The following is a 19312-nucleotide window of genomic DNA, read 5'->3' on the forward strand; positions in this document are numbered from 1 at the left end:
CGATGCTCAATCCCACATCGGTGCTAATCCCTCAGGACTAACTTCACGTTGATTTCGGTCTAATTGCGTAATTGCCATCATTTCTTCAGTCGACAGTTGAATCTCTTGCGCCTTTAAGTTGGACATCAAGTGTTCACGTTTGGTTGAAGAAGGTATGACTGCAAAACCACGTTGTAATGCCCAAGCCAAGCTAATTTGTGCAGTTGATACCTGATGTTGCTGCGCGATGTGCATTAAAACAGGATCATTCAAAACCTTACCGTAAGCCAGTGTCATATATGAAGTGACATCAATGTTTTGCGCTTGGAGGAAATCAACCAGTTGATGGTTTTGTAGGTAAGGACTGAGTTCAATTTGGTTGGTTGCGATGTTTTCCAGCCCAATACTCTCAATCGCCTGTTGAGTCAGCTCAATATTGAAGTTAGAAATACCAATGTTCTCAGTCAAACCTTGTTGTTTTGCCTCCAATAAGTTCTGCATGAGTTCTGTAATGTTCACACCTGTACTTGGGGCAGGCCAGTGGATCAAGGTTAGATTCACGGTATCGGTTTTTAGTTTATGCAAACTTTCTTTTAAGCTTGGAATCAATTTTTCTGCTGAATAATTTTCCGTCCAGATTTTTGTGGTGAGAAACAGATCTTGACGATTGATACCACTGAGTTCAATGGCTTGACCAACTTCGGCTTCATTACCATAGATTTGAGCAGTATCGACCGCACGATAACCGACTTCTAGTGCAGTTTTCACAGACTCAATGACAGTGTCACCTGTTAAACGGAAAGTGCCTAGGCCGAATTGAGGAACGATATTCATTTTTTGCTTGATAACTTGTTTTATGGAATGAGACTATTTTGTAGAAAAAAGACTTGCTTAAAAACTGGGTAATTTGCAAAATATTATTGACTATTAATCAACAATTACGCATGAAATCAACTATAGAAGAATTAATGGCTTTTGTGAGCATTGTTGATAGTGGTTCTATCGTCAAAGCTGCGCAGCAGTTGGATCAAACTACATCGGGTGTCAGCCGTGCCTTGCAACGTTTAGAGTCAAAGTTGAATGTGACTTTGCTGGAGCGAACGACACGGAAGCTCAAGCTGACCTATGAAGGGCAGCAGTTTTTGACAAAGGCACGTAAAATTTTACTCGATCTGACCGAAGCTGAAGAAAGTCTGCAAAATAATGATACTGAGGCGTCTGGTTTAATTCGGATTGATTCAGCAACGCCTTTTGTGCTGCATGTGATAGTGCCGTTGATTGAAGAGTTTATGCAACGCTATCCAAAAATTGATATAGAAATTACCAATCACGATCAGGTCATAGACTTACTTGAACATAAAACCGATGTCGCGATTCGGTTTGGTGAGTTAGCGGATTCCAGCTTACATGCCAAGCTGCTTTGTAAAAGTCGGTTATATATTGTGGCTAGTCCTGTTTATGCGCAAAAACATGGTCTACCTAAAAATGCAGCAGAATTAAGCTCACATACTTTGCTTGGTTTTAGTCAGCCTGCACATTTAAATACGTGGCCTATTCAGTTGGAGGATGAGCCTTTAATTATTCAGGCCAAAATTAAATGCTCAAATGGTGAAACGGTTCGTCAGTTGGCATTGCAAGGGGCAGGGATTGCGTGTTTGTCACGTTTTATGGTCGAGCAAGATATTCAAGATGGGCGGTTTATTGCTTTGTTGGAAGACCAAATTCAGATCAAAGAGCAGAAAATACATGCAGTCTACTATCAACAGAACTATGTGCCAAAGCGTATTCGTTTATTTATTGATTTTCTTGTAGAAAAATTAAAATAATACTTATAAATCAGCAATAAAAAACCCGATATCAATCGGGTTTTTTTAATCATCTAAATAGTGATAATTAGTTTTCTAAAGCTGGTGTCGCTGCTGCAATGGCTGCTGCAACGGCATCGTCTTCAGTTTGTGTATTTGGGTTTGTGTTACTTGGACGTGCTTGCGTTGGTTTTTCTTCAGCTTTTGGTGCTTCTGCTTTAGGTGCAGGCTGAGCTGCTGGAGCAGGTGCTGGCGTTTCACGACGGATCTCAGTAGTTGTATTCGGTGTTTCTTCGCGAATCACTTCAACTTGCGCTGGAATCTCCGGCTCAGACGCTGCTAAAGGTTGCAGTTCAACAGTTGGTTGTTGCTCTGTAGTGACGACTTCAACTTGTTCTTGTTCATCTTCTTTAGGCGCTTCTTTCTTTACACATGCTGTTAATAGTAAGCCTGCTGCAATGGCGCCACAAATTAAAAGTTTTTTATTCATAATTACATAAAATCGAGTGTTTGAAGGATCGTCCCATTATAACAGCAAAATGCAAGATGAAAATCCTATGAACTTAGCTTAATTTTATCTGCCAAATGCTGATAGAATATCCAATTGTTTATTGTTCTATGAATTGATGCGGATTGACTTTGCTTTATTGGTACAAGGTAAAGTAAAATTGCGCAACATTGCAGGCCGAATTAGGCTCGATTGTACGAGAAACCCAATGACCCATTTTATTTTCGTGACTGGTGGTGTAGTTTCATCACTAGGTAAAGGTATTTCAGCTGCTTCAGTTGCTGCGCTTTTAGAAGCCCGTGGATTAAAAGTAACCATGGTAAAAATGGATCCATACATTAATGTCGATCCAGGGACTATGAGCCCGTTCCAACATGGTGAAGTTTTTGTCACAGAGGATGGTGCAGAAACCGATTTAGACTTGGGTTATTACGAACGTTTCTTGCGTCGTGCGAAAATGACCAAGTTAAATAACTTTACTTCTGGTCGCGTATACCAAGACGTTTTAAATAAAGAACGCCGTGGTGACTACCTTGGTGGAACTGTTCAAGTTATTCCACATATTACAGACAACATCAAAGAACGTGTACTTCGCGCAGGCGAAGGTTATGACGTTGCGATTGTTGAAATTGGCGGTACAGTAGGTGACATCGAATCTCTCCCATTCATGGAATCTGTACGTCAACTTATGGTTGAACTAGGTCATAAGCGCACTATGCTTATGCACTTAACTTTGCTTCCATATATCAAATCTGCGGCAGAGTTGAAAACTAAACCAACTCAGCACTCGGTAAAAGAATTGTTATCGATTGGTATTCAGCCTGACATTTTAATTTGTCGTACTGAATATGATGTTGATGCAGACACGACCCGTAAAATTGCCTTGTTCACAAACGTTGAAGCACGTGCAGTTGTGGTGTGTAAAGATGCGCGCAGCATTTACCAAATTCCGCGTACATTCTATGAGCAAAATGTTGACGACTTAATCTGTGAACGTTTTGGTTTCAATGACTTGCCTGAAGCTGATTTAACAGATTGGGACAATGTTGTAGAGGCGCTACTAAACCCTGAATACACGGTTCGTGTTGCAATGGTTGGTAAGTATGTTGAACTTCCAGATGCGTATAAGTCTGTGAATGAAGCGCTTTTACATGCGGGCATTCAAAATCGCGTTAAAGTTCAAATTGACTATGTCAATGCTGAAGAACTTGAAAGCCAAGATGTCAATGAAGTATTGAAAGATATGGATGCAATCTTGGTACCGGGTGGTTTTGGTGAACGTGGTACTGAAGGGAAAATGCAAGCGATTAAATTCGCACGTGAAAACGGTGTTCCATTCTTGGGTATCTGTTTAGGTATGCAGTTGGCTGTGATCGAATATGCACGTAATGTCGTGGGTATTAGTGACGCGAGTTCGACTGAATTCAACCGTTCGACGAAGTCTCCATTGATTGGTCTAATCACTGAATGGTTAGATGAGCGTGGTGAAGTTCAACAGCGTAATGTTGACTCTGATCTTGGCGGTACGATGCGTCTTGGCGCTCAAAAATCAGAATTGGTTGAAGGGACTAAAACACGTGAAGTGTATGGTTCAGCAGATATTATTGAACGTCACCGTCACCGCTATGAGATGAATAACCGTTTTATTCCAGCACTTGAAGAAGCAGGCATGAAAATTTCGGGCTATTCACCTGTACAGCACTTAGTAGAAACTGTTGAAATTCCTCAACATCCTTGGTTTATTGCTGTACAATTCCACCCGGAATTTACAAGTTCACCACGTGATGGACACCCATTATTTGCTAGTTTTATTGATGCTGCAAAAGCACAGTACAAAAAAGCGAAGTAATTTGGGTTAAGCAATAAACTAGGAAGTTTAAATGTCACAATTAAAACCACAAGAAATTGTACGTTTAGGCGATATACAAATGGCAAACCACTTGCCATTTGTACTATTCGGCGGCATGAACGTACTTGAGTCTAAAGATTTGGCTTTTGAAATTGCAGAGACCTATGTCGACATCTGCAAGCGTTTGGAGATTCCTTACGTATTTAAAGCCAGTTTTGATAAGGCCAACCGTTCAAGCTTGAACTCGTTTCGAGGACCAGGCCTAGAAAAAGGGATTGAGTGGTTAGCTGACATTAAAAAACATTTTAATGTACCCATCATTACTGATGTACATGAACCTTACCAAGCTGCACCTGTAGCGGAAGTTGCGGATATTATTCAACTTCCTGCTTTTCTAAGTCGTCAGACGGATTTGGTTGAAGCGATGGCCAAAACGGATGCCATCATTAACATCAAAAAAGCACAATTCCTTGCACCTCATGAAATGCGCCATATTTTGCATAAGTGTTTAGAGGCAGGGAATGACAAGCTCATTATTTGTGAACGTGGTTCGGCATTTGGTTACAACAATTTGGTTGTAGACATGTTGGGTTTCGACATCATGAAAGAAATGAATATCCCTGTGTTCTTTGATGTAACCCATGCGCTTCAAACTCCGGGTGGTCGTGCAGATTCTGCGGGCGGTCGCCGTGCGCAAATCACGACACTTGCTCGCGCGGGAATGGCAACAGGTCTAGCAGGTTTATTCTTAGAAGCGCATCCAGACCCAGAAAAAGCCAAGTGTGATGGACCATGCGCGTTGCGTATGTCTCAACTTGAGCCTTTCTTGGCGCAGCTAAAAGAATTGGACACCTTGGTTAAAGGTTTCAAAAAGCTAGATACACACTAAATTATAAACTCATTGATGCCATCTAAAGCATCTCGTTATTAATCAACTGAGGAATTGTTCATGAGCCAAATCGTTGACATTCGTGCACGTGAAATTTTGGACTCTCGTGGTAACCCAACCATCGAAGCAGACGTAATCTTAGCATCTGGCGTAGTTAGCCGTGCATGTGCACCATCTGGTGCTTCAACTGGTTCTCGTGAAGCTTTAGAACTTCGTGATGGTGACAAAGCACGCTATTTGGGTAAAGGTGTTAAAACTGCGGTTAACAACGTAAACACGATTATCCGTGATGCTTTAGTGGGCAAATCAGTATTTGAACAAAAAGACATCGATAACACGATGATCGAACTTGATGGTACTGAAAACAAAGAAAAATTGGGTGCGAATGCAACTTTAGCTGTATCACTAGCTGCTGCACGTGCTGCTGCTGATGAAAAGAAAATTCCTCTTTTCCAATACATTGCAGACTTACGTGGTCAAACTATTTTGACTATGCCTGTACCAATGATGAACATCATCAATGGTGGTTCGCATGCAGACAACAATGTTGATATTCAAGAGTTTATGATTGAGCCTGTAGGCTTCACGTCATTCTCTGAAGCACTACGTGCGGGTGCTGAAATCTTCCATTCTCTTAAGTCAGTTTTAAACAAAAAGGGTTTAAACACTGCTGTAGGTGATGAGGGTGGTTTTGCGCCGAACTTACGTTCAAACGAAGAAGCAATCACGGTTATTCTTGAAGCGATTGGTCAAACGGGCTACAAAGCGGGTTCTGATATTATGCTTGCGCTTGACTGTGCATCTTCAGAATTTTACAAAAATGGTCAGTACATCCTTGCTGGTGAAGGCAATAAAGCATTCACAAGCAACCAGTTCTCTGACTATTTGGCGGGCCTTGTAAACCAATATCCAATTATCTCAATTGAAGATGGTTTAGATGAGTCGGATTGGGAAGGTTGGTCTTACTTGACATCTATCCTAGGCGACAAAATCCAGTTGGTGGGTGATGACTTGTTCGTTACAAACCCGAAAATCCTTCAACGTGGTATTAATGAGAAAGTAGGTAACTCTATCTTAATCAAGTACAACCAAATTGGTACGTTGACGGAAACTCTAGATGCAATCTATCTTGCGAAAGAAAATGGTTACTCTACAGTGATTTCACACCGTTCGGGTGAAACTGAAGATTCTACGATTGCAGATCTTGCGGTGGGTACTGCTGCTGGTCAAATCAAGACAGGTTCACTTTGTCGTTCTGACCGTGTAGCGAAATACAACCAATTGCTTCGTATTGAAGAATTGACAAATGCTGCTTACCGCGGTAAAGCTGAGTTTAAAGGTTTAAACTAAGCGACTGATGTCAATGTTCAATGTATTCGACTCGTTGATGAGTAAAGTACTACTAGGCCTTGCGATCATTTTGATCGCAGGGTTTCAGTATTTATACTGGTTTGGTGAGGGTGGTTATCAAGACCATTTACAACTCACACAAAAAATCCAACAACAAACTGAAATTAATAACGACTTAAAAGAACGTAATCGCGTCTTGGCAGCTGAGGTGTATGATTTAAAAAATGGTATTGAAGCCATTGAAGAGCATGCGCGTTTAGACTTGGGTTTAATCAAACCCCGAGAAACGTTTATTCAAATGAGTACCATCAGTACTCAATATAAGCCTGTTTATATTGATCCTAACGCCCAAATTGATTTGCGAACCAATGAAGACGATGAACCTGAAACCCCTCCAACTACCCCATAACCATAAATTGTGGGCTATTATTCCTGCTGCTGGCTCGGGTAGTCGCTTTTCTAAAACTGAACTAAAACAATATCAAATGATTGGACAAAAGACCGTACTTGAACATACGGTTTCACGTCTTAATCAATTGCCATTGCAGGGCTATGTTTTGGCGATTGGTTCAGATGATGATGTCGCTCAAAGTTTGCCTTTTAGCAACATGGAAAGAGCACATTTTTGTGAAGGTGGTGCTGAGCGTGTAGACTCAGTGCTCAATGCACTCAACTATCTTGCCACAATCGCTGATGCTGACGACTGGGTCTTTGTCCATGATGCAGCTCGTCCATGTGTCACGCAGGATTGTTTATTAAAACTGGTTAGTATGGCTATTCAGTCCAATACAGGGGCGATTTTAGCTATTCCTGTTAGAGACACTTTAAAGCGTGTGATCGCGGCGCAAGATATTCAAGAAACGGTTGACCGTTCACAGCTTTGGCAGGCACAAACCCCGCAGATTGCTAAACTGGGGGTACTGAAGAAAGCAATTGAGCATGCACTAGAGGCACAAGCCTTAATTACTGATGAAGCTAGTGCTTTAGAGTTTGTAGGTGAAAAGGTTCAAGTCGTACAAGGGCGCTCCGATAATATTAAAATTACCTATCCAGATGACCTTGAGCTTGCGCGCCTGATTTTGGCGGCACAATAAAAATTATTTAGATTTATTGAGCTAAAACTACAGAAATATGGGTTTGAATGATGTTATCTAAAACACTTTGAACTTATAATTTGCCCTGTCTTTAGCTCATTCAATTTACGCAAATGATACCATCACAGCAGTATCGTTTTTTACGTCAGTCTTTACGTGACGGTAGAAGCATTAAACATGACTCATCTCGCTGGGCTAAATTACATTTAGATCCATGGCTTTTATGCTTTCTGATTTTAAATGCCGTGTTGGGGTTGTTGGTCATTTATAGTGCTTCAGCGCAAGATATGGGCATGGTGTTTCGCCAAGCCACAAGCTTTGCTGTGGGTTTCATTGTGATGATTATCTGTGCGCAAATTCCACCCAAAGTCTATCAGGCCATTAGTCCTTATTTTTTCATCTTCGCTGTGATTTTAATGGTATTGGTCTTGGTGGTGGGCGAAACCCGCATGGGAGCCAGACGTTGGATTAGTTTACCTGGTATTGGTAGCATGCAGCCTTCTGAGTTTATGAAGTTTGCCATGCCTTTGATGATGGCGTGGTACTTTGCAGGCCGTGCTTTCCCGCCTAAGTTTATGCATATTGTGATTTCGTTGGGCATTATGATGCTGCCGTTTTTATTGGCGGCTTTGCAGCCCGACTTAAACCTAGGTCTCTTGATTCCTGGTGTGTGCGTCATTTTCCTCAGCGGTATCTCTTGGCGGCTCATTGCTTTGGCCTGTGGTGCGTTGGCTGTTGTGGCTCCCTTACTTTGGATGTTCTTTTTGCAAGAGTACCAAAAAAAGCGAGTGCTCACTTTATTTGATCCAGAGTCAGATGCATTGGGTGCGGGTTGGAATATTATCCAATCCAAAATTGCCATTGGTTCAGGTGGCTTAATGGGGAAGGGCTTTACAGAAGGTACGCAGTCACATTTAGGGTATTTGCCTGAGCACCATACCGACTTCATTATGTCGACGTATGCGGAAGAGTTTGGCTTTATTGGGGTGTTCTTGCTGTTTAGTTTGTTTGCGGCCATTATCATTCGTTGTTTGATTATTGGTATGAACAGCTTCCATAATTTTGGGCGTTTATACGCGGGTGCTGTAGGCTTAACATTCTTCTTCTTTGTATTGTTAAACTCGGGGATGGTAAGTGGGATTTTACCTGTAACAGGTGATCCATTGCCGCTGATGAGTTATGGCGGAACCGCGGTTATTACTATGCTGGCGAGCATGGGCATCGTGATGTCAATTCATACTCATCGCTAAAGTCTAAAAGAATTAAGCCAGCGATATTGCTGGCTTTTTTGTGCTAAAAATAACAAGAAAACTCTAACGTTTTTTTGATCTTTATAAAGCACCATATTGCTGCCATGTTTCACCTGTATGCAGGCTATTATAATAGTTTTGTAGAGTGTTCAAGTCATGGTATTGCGTATAGGCCAGTACTAAAAGCCAAAAAATTAAAGCCGCCTTCAATAGATTTAAATGCAAGTGCTGCTGTGAGAAATAGCCTAAGCTAAGTAAGGTGAGTATGACTGAGGGAAGAATGGCAATACTTTCAGGCTGAGAAAGAAACATCCAATGATTGAGATAAACCAGACTTAAAATGAGTCCAATCAATCCCAAGTAGTTGTAGATCTTTTTATTTACAGATGCTTTAAAAACATTAATGGTTTGAAATATTAAAATCAGACTACTGAAAAAGTATGTGCTTTTTCCACCAATAATCACACTATAGATTGCATTGAATAGGCAATAAGCCAACAACACGGATAGTACGAAAGAATAGAGTTTGGCATAGAGTGTGTGTGAAAAGGGGAGGATCAGTTTCATAATTTGCTCTATTGAAAACTCACATCGTATTAAAAGAAGATTTAAAGCTTAACATGCTATTCGATTCTTGTGACGGCGGCATGTTTTTGTTGTGTTGGAGATGGCTTGAGTAAATGTCGCGTACGAGTAGAACTTAGACCACAGATCATTAAACACAGCGTCCCGCCAATAAGTACTGCTGGCACTACCGAAAAATAGCGCGTCATTAGGCTTGTGTGTAGGGCACCGAGCTGATTGCCTGAAGTCACTAAGATACCATTTAAAGCCGCTACACGCCCTAATAGTGCTTTCGGTGGGAGTTGCTGTAATAAAGTTTGTCGAATGACCATGCTGATACTATCAAAGGCACCGATCAAAACAAGGAAGATGACTGAGAGCCAAATATGGGAGGATAGTGCGAAGGCTAAAGTGCACAAAGCAATTGCAAAACTACTATAGAGCATGTTTCTCCATGCATTTTGCATCGGAGAATAACAGGTAAGCACCAACATCATGATACAGGCCCCAATGGCTGGTGCTGCTCTGAGTACACCTAAGCCTTCAACGCCTAGATGAAGGATATCGTGTGCAAAAATAGGCAGTAAGATAATGACACTACAAAAAAGCATGGCGCTGAGGTCAAGTAACATACTCCAAAACATTAGTGGATGTTTAAAGATAAACAAATAGGCTTCTTTTAAGCTTTTGCTTAAATGTTGTTTATGTGGGCTTGGGAAGTCGCGAGCGCTTAATGCGAATAAGCAGCTGCTACCCACGCAACATAACAGAAAAACGATAAAGAGAGTTTTTTCAAGCCCAAGTTGGCCGAGTAAAAGCCCTGCGCATAGGGGCGCTAAAATGCCGCCCATATGCCAAATGAGAGCAGTCCATGTGGCTGCATTGCTATAGGCTGACTCTGGGGTTAGAAAAGGGCGTAATGAATTAAAAGATGGGCTGTAAATACCTCTAAGTATGCCTAAGCAAAAGATGAGGCTATAAATGCCGCATAAAAGTGTATTTTGTTGAATGTGCTGTTGTTGGTACTGAGAAAAAAGAACAATAAACAATAAGGGAATTAGAGTGCTACAGCTAAAACTCCACTGCACAATTTTTTGTCGGTTATAGCGGTCAGCCCAGTCGCCACTAATCAGGGAGAGGCAAATAAAGGGAAGTAACTCAATTAAGGCAATCATGCCAAGGCTGAGTGGATTCTGAGTGAGTTGGTAGACGCTATAGGCAATGACGACTTCTTGAATCATGATGGCTAGAATTAAGCACAACTGATTGACACTCAGAAGTGAAAAATCACGTGAACGAAAAGCCAAAAAAGCGTCGGAATGGAAAAGCGACATAAACAGAATGGTTTCAAATATGAATTAAAAAAAGGATGGCGCAAAGTCCATCCTTTTTAGGGTTTAAAGCAAATTACTGTGCTTTTGCTACCGCAACAGTTTCGTCATTTGCAGCCTTAGCCATAGGTGTATATTTCAAACCCAAGGTTGTACTGGTGTATTGGCGAACTTGATCAAGAAGAGCAGGATTGGTGCTGAGTTCTTGTTGGTACGATTTTACAATTTCATGTAATTTCGGATTCCATTTACCTTCTACTTGTTGTGGGAATGCTTTTTCAAGCAAGCTCAACATAATATAAGGAGAAGTTGAAGCACCTGGTGAAGCACCTAATAGGGCAGTCACGGCACCGTCTTGTGACGCAAAAATCTCGGTACCAAATTGCAAGCTTGCAGGTTTGCCTGGTTCTTTCTTAATGATTTGAACACGTTGACCACCTTGATTCATGCGCCAGTCTTCTGGTTTTGCATCAGGGTAGTATTTTTTCAATTCATTAAAACGGTCGGCATCGGTCATCATGACTTGGCTAACTAAGTATTTCACCAAATCAAGATTTTCCATCCCCACAGCAGTCATTGGTAAAACGTTGTTCTTAGTGGTTGATTTCAATAAATCAAGCTGAGAACCTTGTTTTAAGAACTTGTTCGAATAAGTCGCAAATGGACCAAACAATACATATTTTTTACCGTCGATATAACGCGTATCAATATGTGGAACAGACATTGGAGGTGCGCCTAATTCAGCACGACCATAAACTTTTGCAGTATGACCTTCAGTGACTTTCGGGTTGTCGGTCATTAAGAACACGCCACCTACAGGGAAGCCAGCATATTGCTTCGCTTCTGGTAAGCCTGTCATTTGTAAAAGCTTAACCGCTGCACCGCCTGCACCAATAAAGACAAAGCGCGTTTTCACGTGATCTGTTTTACCTGTAGTGAGGTTTTTAAACGCAACAGTCCAAGTTTTATCATCGTTTTGGCTAATGCCAGTCACTTCAGTTGATGTTTGTAGTTTGAAGTTAGATTGTTTTTTAAGGTGATCGACCAATTGAGTGGTGATCGAACCATAGTTCACATCCGAACCTACATCCATACGTGTTGCAGCTACTTTCTGTGCAGCATCACGGCCATTCATCACTAAAGGCGCCCATTGTTTAATTTCAGCAGGATTCTCAGAGAATTTCATGCCATAGAACATTGGGTTTTTAACCATTGCAGCATAACGTTTTTCGAGGAAATTCACGTTATCGCCCCAAACGAAGGCAATGTGCGGTACAGGGTTGATAAAGCTATTTGGTTGACCCAAAACACCTTCTTTCACCTGATAAGACCAGAACTGTTTTGCAACTTCAAATTGTTCCGCAACGTTCACAGCTTTAGAAATGTCCATTTTTCCATCTTTTTCAGAGGTATAGTTCATTTCCATAAAGCCAGAGTGGCCTGTACCAGCATTGTTGAAGCCGTTTGAGCTTTCTTGGGCAACATTGTCTAGGCGTTCATACATGCGAATTTGCCAGTTTGGCTCAAGCTCGCTTAGATATGTGCCTAAAGTTGCACTCATGATCCCACCGCCCACTAAGACTGCGTCAACAACAGGCTCATTGCTGGTAGTTTGAATTTTTTTAGACGTGACTGGTCTAAATAAGAAAATTACGACTGCAATAATAAGCAGTACGATCAATACCAAAAGGTATTTTAAAAATTTGTTCATGCGATTATTACCTTGGGGAGCAGGTTTTGGATCGCTTTATAGCGAATAGAATAAAAATAAGAAGAATGATAGAGCTGCTTATAAATGATCAGCTTGGTATAGTTGAAGTAATACTTAAAAGCTGAAAAGCGCACAAAAAATATAACTTTTGAGCCTATCACACAGTTCTGATTTATGAATATTTTAGACTAAATATGTATTGACTTAGTAATTTTTATTGTAAATGAGTTGGATTAAACTATAAATATGAGTGATGTGTAATATTAATCATTGTTTTTATTGGCGTTTATTTTTGTTAGAATTTGATATTTAAGATATTGATGTTGAATATATATACAGGCATTCAATTTTTTAAAAGCTAAAATGTATAAATTGGATGCTAATAGAAATAGCACTGTCTATACAAACCGCAGCATGGTTGTTTAAGAAAAAATGAATAATCACCTGACCTTATTATTTTAAAGATAATTAAAGTCAGGTGCTGAGCTATTAAAAATTATTCAGTTTCAGCTTGATAAAAAGGTGCATGAGAGCGAGGTAGGGCTGGGCGGCCACGGATTTGATCCGCGATTTTTTCAGCCATCATAATGGTGGTTGCATTTAAGTTACCCGTGATAATCAGCGGCATAATTGATGCATCCACCACACGTAAACTTTGCAGGCCATGCACGCGACCTTGTCCATCAACTACCGCCATATCATCTTCACCCATTTTACAACTACAGGATGGATGATAAGCCGTTTCGGCGTGATTACGTACAAATTCGTCTAATTCAGCATCGCTACTCACATCTTTTCCGGGACTGATTTCTTCGCCTCGGTAAGGATCAAGCGCAGGTTGCTGCATGATTTCGCGGGTGATTCGAATCGCGTCACGAAATTCCTGCCAGTCTTGTTCTGTCGACATGTAGTTAAATAAAATACTTGGATGATCGAAAGGGTTTTTAGATGTCACCTGTACTCGACCGCGTGAAGGTGAGCGCATCGAACCGACATGGGCTTGGAATCCATGCTCTTTGACGGCATTGCTGCCATTATAGTTAATTGCAACAGGCAAGAAGTGGTATTGAATATTTGGCCAAGCAAACTCTTTGGAGGATCGAATAAAGCCACCTGCTTCAAACTGGTTGCTTGCTCCAATCCCTGTTCCGTTAAACAACCACTCTGCACCAATTGCAGGTTGATTTTGCCATTTTAAAGCAGGGTAGAGAGAAACAGGTTGCTTACACTTATATTGTAAGTACATTTCTAAATGGTCTTGCAGGTTTTCACCGACACCCGGTAAGTCATGCACGACTGGAATATCGAGAGACTGAAGTAAAGTACTTGAACCAACACCCGAACGTTGCAAAATTTGCGGTGATGCAATCGCTCCAGCACAGAGTAGAACTTCCTTATCGGCATAGACCTGAAGCAAGTTGTTTTGATTATCACCTTGAATATATTCAACACCAATCGCTTGTTTGCCATTGAACAAAATTTGATTGGTCATGGCGTGGGTAATAATAGTTAGATTCGCGCGACCTTTGGCCATATCCAAATAGCCACGTGCGGTGCTTGAACGTCGACCTTTAGGGGTTACGGTTCGATCCATTGGACCGAAACCTTCTTGTTGATAACCATTTAAGTCATCGGTGCGTGGATAGCCTGCTTGCACACCAGCTTCAACCATGGCGTGGAATAAAACATTATTGTCTGCTTTAGGTGTGGCTACAGAAACAGGGCCAGCATCGCCATGATAGTCATTGCCACCAATATCACGGGTTTCAGCTTTTTTGTAATAAGGCAGACAGTCCGCATAGCTCCAGTCTTCAAGACCTTTAAGGCTAGCCCATTGTTCTAAATCCATGGCATTTCCACGGATATAACACATGCCATTAATGAGGGACGAACCGCCTAAGCCTTTGCCGCGACCACATTCCATACGACGGTTGTTCATATGGGGTTCTGGCTCGGTTAAATATGCCCAGTTATAACGACGCCCTTGTAAGGGATAAGCCAAAGCTGCAGGCATTTGAGTGCGAAAGTCGAGGCGATAATCAGGTCCGCCAGCTTCGAGTAACAGTACCGAAACATCTGGGTCTTCGGTTAATCGAGCAGCCAGTACATTACCTGCTGAGCCTGCGCCAATAATAATATAATCGTAGTGTTGAGAATGCATAATGATCCTTTTTCTATGGCAGGGCCACGTTGCATGAGAACGTGGCCACATGTTGAGTTGAGGATGAAAAAAGAATAAATAAAAATGGAGTAAGGATTTAGATAGTTAAAATTCAGACTTTAAAAAATACTTTGGTATTCACCCAGTTCAACTTGAACCGATTTGATGCGAGTATAGTGTTCAAGTGTGGTGATGCCATTTTCACGTCCGACTCCTGACTGTTTATAACCACCTACAGGCATTTCAGCAGGGGATTCGCCCCATGTATTAATCCAGCAAATACCTGCCTCAAGCTGATGAATAATACGATGTGCTTGGGAAATATCTTGTGTGGCCACACCCGCAGCTAATCCATAACTGGTGTTGTTGGCACGCTGAACGGCTTCTTCAATACTGTCATAGCTTAAAATGCTCATAACTGGACCAAAGATTTCATCTTGCACAATGTGCATGTTGTCATGACAGTCGGTGAACACGGTCGGTAATACATATGCACCGTGAGCAAGTGCTGCTTCGGTGGCACGTTGTCCACCAGTCAGTAAGGTCGCACCTTGTTGTTTGCCCGACTCAATATAAGACAAGACTTTTTCCATATGGGGAAAGCTGACTAAAGGTCCAAAGTTGGTTTCAGCCTGCATCGGGTCACCTATGCGGATACGTTTTACACGCTCAATCACTGCTTGTTCAAATGCAGCCTTGAGGGTTTGTGGTACAAACACACGGGTGCCATTGGTACATACTTGACCTGAGCTAAAGAAGTTTGCCATCACCGCAATATCGGCTGCGCGGTCAAGGTTGGCGTCGGCACAAATAATCAGAGGTGATTTGCCACCGAGCTCCATGGTGACTTCTTTGAGACTAGAAGCTGCAGCACTGGCCATGACCTTTTTACCCGTTGCCACACCACCTGTGAACGAAATTTTTTGGATATCTGGGTGTTCAGTCAACCATTGACCCACTTCAGCACCCAAACCTTGTACTACGTTGAAAACCCCAGCAGGTACGCCTGCTTCAGTGTAGATCTCTGCTAACTTTAAGGCGGTAAGAGGGGTCACTTCGCTGGGTTTAAAAATCATGGCATTCCCAGCAGCGAGGGCCGGAGCTGATTTCCAAAGTGCTATTTGGATGGGATAATTCCAAGCGCCAATCCCTGCCACTACGCCTAAAGGTTCACGGCGCGTGTAGAAAAAACTACTTTCACGTAGTGGCACTTGTTCACCTTGAATGGCAGTTGCAAGTCCTGCGTAGTATTCTAAAACGTCTGCACCAGTGACAATGTCCACAGTAGAAGTTTCACTAAATGCTTTACCTGTATCGAGTGTTTCTAGGCGTGCTAACTCATCATTACGTGCGCGTAAAATATCGACTGCTCGACGTAAAATACGGGCACGTTCGACTGCCGTCTTGGCAGCCCAATTACGTTGCCCTTGTACAGCACTGTGTACGGCTGCATCGACATCAGCTTTGGATGCTTGCTGAATAGTGGCAATGACCTCTCCTGTGGCAGGATTGATACTGTCAAAAGTTTGACCACTGGCGGCATTGAAATATTGTCCGTGAATATAAAGCGAGTGAAGCTGTACATCATTCATTTTGTTGTTCCTGCCGTATCTGTTGAATTAAGCGAAGTTGCATATCGACATAGTCGTATGCAATAGAACGTGCCAAATCACGATCAAATGCTTGATGACCACTTAAACTTCCACGTAACCATAATCCATCAATCAGTGCTGCTAACCCTTTAGCGGCTTGGCTTGCTTGGGCCTTTGGCATGAGCTGCAAGAAATGAAACTTCAAATTTGAATAAAGACGTTGGTCATTAATTCGTTGCAGTCGACCTAAGTCGGGTAGGTGCATACTGGCAGACCAAAAATCTAGCCAAACCCGCATAGCAGTGTTGTTGACCTGACTGATGTCAAAGTTGGCATCAATAATGGCTTTGAGCGAATGTTCTGGACTGGGCTGCGCCACCTTTGCTTTATAGCTCGCCGTGGTTTCAGCTAAGACATTGAGCATTTGACGCATGCAACTGTGAATGAGGCCTTGTTTATCACCAAAATAATGACTCACAATGCCCGTAGAAAGTTGTGCTTTTTTCGCAATTTGAGCAATGGTGGTGTTGGATAAGCCCACTTCATAAATGACTGCATAGGCAGCATTAATGATTTCTTCACGGCGCTCATGCTCAGGTTTTACTCTACGTTTATTCATGACAATCCAGAACAATTTACCTTAAATTTAAAGGCGTTAGATTCAATAACTTACATGGAAAGCATCATAGCATTTTTTTATGATACTTTTTATTGATTGAACGTTCAATCAATAAAAAGTACACTTATGGTTAAATTCAAAGCAAAATATTGCTAAATTGCTTTGAGTATTCGACATAACTTTTTATTTATCAAAAGGATGTGTCATAAGGGTTTAATCTCAGGACATCTTTCAGAAAAGTGAGCTGATGAGCTATAGGCTTACGGTTTTATACTTTTTTTGAGCTGAGAAAACTCTTATAGTCATGTTGAAGGGAGATATGTGTAGGATTCCTATCAAAATATCGATGAACAAGGGTGGCTCACATTTTAAAACTGTGTAGCAAATGCACCTCATAAATGATTTAGACCTTCAGGTTTAAAGAAGATAGCGTTTTTATTCCTGATAAAAATACTGTCGTTTTTCGTTAGTCGATTTTTAAGCTCTCGACCACGAGAAGTTTAAAAATTGGCTTTTGTCTTTTTTTATTTACTTTCTTGAGGATTGTATGGCGACAGATAATCCAAGAGCAGTTGATGATCAAACATTAGCGCCTAAAGACCGTTTAAATGGTGTGGTCTTTTATATTTCAGCTCTCATTATTTTAATTTTTTCTATTACCACCATTTTGTTTAATGACTTTGCCAATCGAACCTTAAATACAGTCTTGGCGTGGGTGAGTTCAACTTTTAGTTGGTATTACTTACTCGCAGCGACTTTGTATATGGTCTTTGTCATTTTTATTGCCTGTTCTCGCTACGGCAACATCAAATTAGGCCCCAAACATTCCAAACCTGAATTTAGTCTTTTAAGTTGGTCTGCAATGTTGTTCTCAGCTGGGATCGGCATCGATTTAATGTTCTTCTCGGTGGCGGAACCTTTATCCCACTATATGCATCCACCTGTGGGTGAGGGGCAGACCTTAGAAGCTGCACGTCAAGGCATGGTGTGGACGCTATTTCACTATGGTCTAACTGGATGGTGTATGTATGCCTTGATTGGCATGGCATTAGGGTATTTTAGTTATCGCTATAACTTACCACTGACCATTCGCTCTGCTTTATATCCGATCTTTGGCAATAAGATTCATGGGCCGATCGGTCATAGTGTTGATACCGCTGCGGTCATCGGGACTATTTTTGGTATTGCCACGACCTGCGGGATCGGGGTAGTACAGCTGAACTATGGCTTACATGTGTTGTTCGATTTACCTGAAAACCTCTGGATGCAAACCGCATTAATTGTGGTTGCGGTGGTAATGACCATTATTTCAGTGACTTCAGGGGTGAATAAGGGACTGCGAGTTCTCTCCGAGATCAATATTTATGTTTCTGTCGGGTTGATGCTGTTTATTTTGTTTTTAGGCAATACCGAATTTTTACTGAATGCTTTTGTGCAAAATATTGGGGACTACATTAACCGTTTTCCAAGTATGACTTTGGAAAGTTTTGCCTTTCAACAACCCAAAGAATGGATGAACAGTTGGACATTGTTCTTTTGGGCATGGTGGGTGGCTTGGTCACCTTTTGTAGGTTTGTTTTTAGCGCGTATTTCACGTGGTCGAACCATCCGTGAGTTTGTTAGTGGAACTCTCATTATTCCTCTGTTTTTCACACTTACGTGGTTATCAATTTTTGGAAATAGTGCACTACATAGTGTGATTTTTGATGGTAACTTAGCCCTTGCACAAAGTGTCATTGCCAACCCTGCACATGGTTTTTATGACTTGCTGGCTCAGTATCCATGGTTTCCATTTATTGCAGGTGTAGCCACAATTACTGGTTTACTATTTTATGTAACCTCGGCGGACTCTGGTGCGCTGGTATTGGGAAATTTCACCACTCAATTTACCAATGTCGACCATGATGCACCGCGATGGTTGAGCGTGTTTTGGGCTATAGCCATTGGTTTATTAACCCTTGCAATGTTGATGGCTAACGGAGTAACGGCACTACAAAACGCCACAATCATTATGGGGTTGCCGTTTAGTTTTGTGATGTTCTTGGTGATGGCAGGATTGTATAAATCACTGCGGTTAGAAGACTACCGACAAGCCAGTAGCAGTTTAAATGCCGCACCCGTGGTGGGCAATGTCGACATCCTCAACTGGAAAAAACGTTTGTCCCGAGTCATGCACCATCCAGGAACAACTGATACTCGGCGTATGCTCGATGACATCTGCCGACCGGCTGTGATGGCGGTTGCAGAGGAAATGCAAAAACGAGGTATCGACATCAGTGTTCAAGAGAGTGCGCTAGAAGAAGATCCTAATCTGTATCATTTAGATTTGATGATACATTTGGAAGAAGAACAAAACTTTGTCTATCAAATTTGGCCAGTACGTTATATCGCGCCGACCTTTAGTGAGCGTGGCAAACTAGGTAAACGCTTCTACTACCGTCTTGAAACTTATTTGTATGAAGGTTCTCAAGGCAACGACCTTGTTGGTTATACCAAAGAGCAAGTGATTAATGATGTGCTGGATCGTTATGAGCGTCACATGACCTTCTTACATATCAATCGAATCAGTCCAGGGAATCGTCCCTTATTTCCAGACCCTCAAGGATAATT

At 41.7% G+C, this 19312-nt stretch carries 16 protein-coding genes; 8 read left to right on the forward strand and 8 right to left on the reverse strand.

Annotation, left to right across the window (positions count from 1 at the left end; translation table 11 throughout):
* Positions 1 to 6: 6 nt before the first annotated feature.
* Entirely contained in the window at positions 7 to 813 is an 807-nt protein-coding gene (gene dkgB, locus AXW61_RS05675; protein ID WP_062033131.1) for a 2,5-didehydrogluconate reductase DkgB, read from the reverse strand.
* A gap of 110 nt (positions 814 to 923) precedes the next feature.
* Between dkgB and AXW61_RS05680 the strand changes: the two genes are divergently transcribed.
* The gene (locus AXW61_RS05680) at positions 924 to 1805 is read left to right on the forward strand and encodes a LysR family transcriptional regulator (protein WP_062033133.1); all 882 of its coding nucleotides are present in this window, start codon (positions 924 to 926) and stop codon (positions 1803 to 1805) included.
* 67 nt (positions 1806 to 1872) lie between these two features.
* Here the strand turns inward: AXW61_RS05680 and AXW61_RS05685 are convergent, their stop codons facing one another.
* On the reverse strand, positions 1873 to 2274 hold the full coding sequence (locus AXW61_RS05685) for a hypothetical protein (RefSeq protein WP_062033136.1): 402 nt from the start codon (positions 2272 to 2274) through the stop codon (positions 1873 to 1875).
* Between the two features lie 226 nt (positions 2275 to 2500).
* Between AXW61_RS05685 and AXW61_RS05690 the strand changes: the two genes are divergently transcribed.
* The 6 genes from AXW61_RS05690 to rodA all read left to right on the forward strand — a co-directional run bounded on the left by AXW61_RS05690 (position 2501) and on the right by rodA (position 8724).
* Positions 2501 to 4141 carry a CTP synthase gene (locus tag AXW61_RS05690; RefSeq protein ID WP_004696627.1) on the forward strand — a complete coding sequence of 547 codons (1641 nt, stop codon included), beginning with the start codon at positions 2501 to 2503 and terminating at the stop codon, positions 4139 to 4141.
* Positions 4142 to 4172: 31 nt separating this feature from the next.
* Entirely contained in the window at positions 4173 to 5030 is an 858-nt protein-coding gene (gene kdsA, locus AXW61_RS05695; protein WP_062033138.1) for a 3-deoxy-8-phosphooctulonate synthase, read from the forward strand.
* 60 nt (positions 5031 to 5090) lie between these two features.
* Positions 5091 to 6380 carry a phosphopyruvate hydratase gene (gene eno / locus AXW61_RS05700; protein ID WP_062033141.1) on the forward strand — a complete coding sequence of 430 codons (1290 nt, stop codon included), beginning with the start codon at positions 5091 to 5093 and terminating at the stop codon, positions 6378 to 6380.
* Between the two features lie 13 nt (positions 6381 to 6393).
* Positions 6394 to 6789 carry a septum formation initiator family protein gene (locus tag AXW61_RS05705; protein ID WP_062033144.1) on the forward strand — a complete coding sequence of 132 codons (396 nt, stop codon included), beginning with the start codon at positions 6394 to 6396 and terminating at the stop codon, positions 6787 to 6789.
* A complete protein-coding gene (ispD, locus tag AXW61_RS05710) occupies positions 6749 to 7474 on the forward strand; it encodes a 2-C-methyl-D-erythritol 4-phosphate cytidylyltransferase (RefSeq protein WP_062033146.1) in 726 nt (241 codons plus the stop codon). Before AXW61_RS05705 ends, ispD begins: the two co-directional genes overlap by 41 nt.
* Before the next feature lie 113 nt (positions 7475 to 7587).
* Positions 7588 to 8724 carry a rod shape-determining protein RodA gene (rodA, locus tag AXW61_RS05715; RefSeq protein ID WP_004696637.1) on the forward strand — a complete coding sequence of 379 codons (1137 nt, stop codon included), beginning with the start codon at positions 7588 to 7590 and terminating at the stop codon, positions 8722 to 8724.
* Between the two features lie 81 nt (positions 8725 to 8805).
* Here the strand turns inward: rodA and AXW61_RS05720 are convergent, their stop codons facing one another.
* From AXW61_RS05720 to betI, 6 genes are all read right to left on the reverse strand, one after another.
* Positions 8806 to 9291, reverse strand: coding sequence for a hypothetical protein (locus AXW61_RS05720; protein WP_062033149.1), 486 nt, complete (start codon positions 9289 to 9291; stop codon positions 8806 to 8808).
* A gap of 56 nt (positions 9292 to 9347) precedes the next feature.
* Positions 9348 to 10622 carry an MFS transporter gene (locus AXW61_RS05725; RefSeq protein ID WP_062033151.1) on the reverse strand — a complete coding sequence of 425 codons (1275 nt, stop codon included), beginning with the start codon at positions 10620 to 10622 and terminating at the stop codon, positions 9348 to 9350.
* Positions 10623 to 10695: 73 nt separating this feature from the next.
* Positions 10696 to 12330, reverse strand: coding sequence for a malate dehydrogenase (quinone) (gene mqo / locus AXW61_RS05730; RefSeq protein ID WP_062033154.1), 1635 nt, complete (start codon positions 12328 to 12330; stop codon positions 10696 to 10698).
* A 496-nt stretch (positions 12331 to 12826) separates the two neighbouring features.
* Positions 12827 to 14491, reverse strand: coding sequence for a choline dehydrogenase (gene betA, locus AXW61_RS05735; protein WP_062033156.1), 1665 nt, complete (start codon positions 14489 to 14491; stop codon positions 12827 to 12829).
* A gap of 119 nt (positions 14492 to 14610) precedes the next feature.
* Complete coding sequence (betB, locus tag AXW61_RS05740) at positions 14611 to 16083, reverse strand: betaine-aldehyde dehydrogenase (protein WP_062033159.1); 1473 nt, start codon at positions 16081 to 16083, stop codon at positions 14611 to 14613.
* The gene (gene betI, locus AXW61_RS05745) at positions 16076 to 16702 is read right to left on the reverse strand and encodes a transcriptional regulator BetI (protein ID WP_062033162.1); all 627 of its coding nucleotides are present in this window, start codon (positions 16700 to 16702) and stop codon (positions 16076 to 16078) included. Before betI ends, betB begins: the two co-directional genes overlap by 8 nt.
* A 547-nt stretch (positions 16703 to 17249) precedes the next feature.
* On the opposite strand from betI, the gene AXW61_RS05750 reads away from it, so the two are divergent.
* The gene (locus AXW61_RS05750) at positions 17250 to 19310 is read left to right on the forward strand and encodes a choline transporter (RefSeq protein WP_062033166.1); all 2061 of its coding nucleotides are present in this window, start codon (positions 17250 to 17252) and stop codon (positions 19308 to 19310) included.
* Positions 19311 to 19312 lie beyond the last annotated feature (2 nt).

It is taken from the genome of Acinetobacter sp. BMW17 (assembly GCF_001592855.1).
Classification (GTDB): domain Bacteria; phylum Pseudomonadota; class Gammaproteobacteria; order Pseudomonadales; family Moraxellaceae; genus Acinetobacter; species Acinetobacter johnsonii.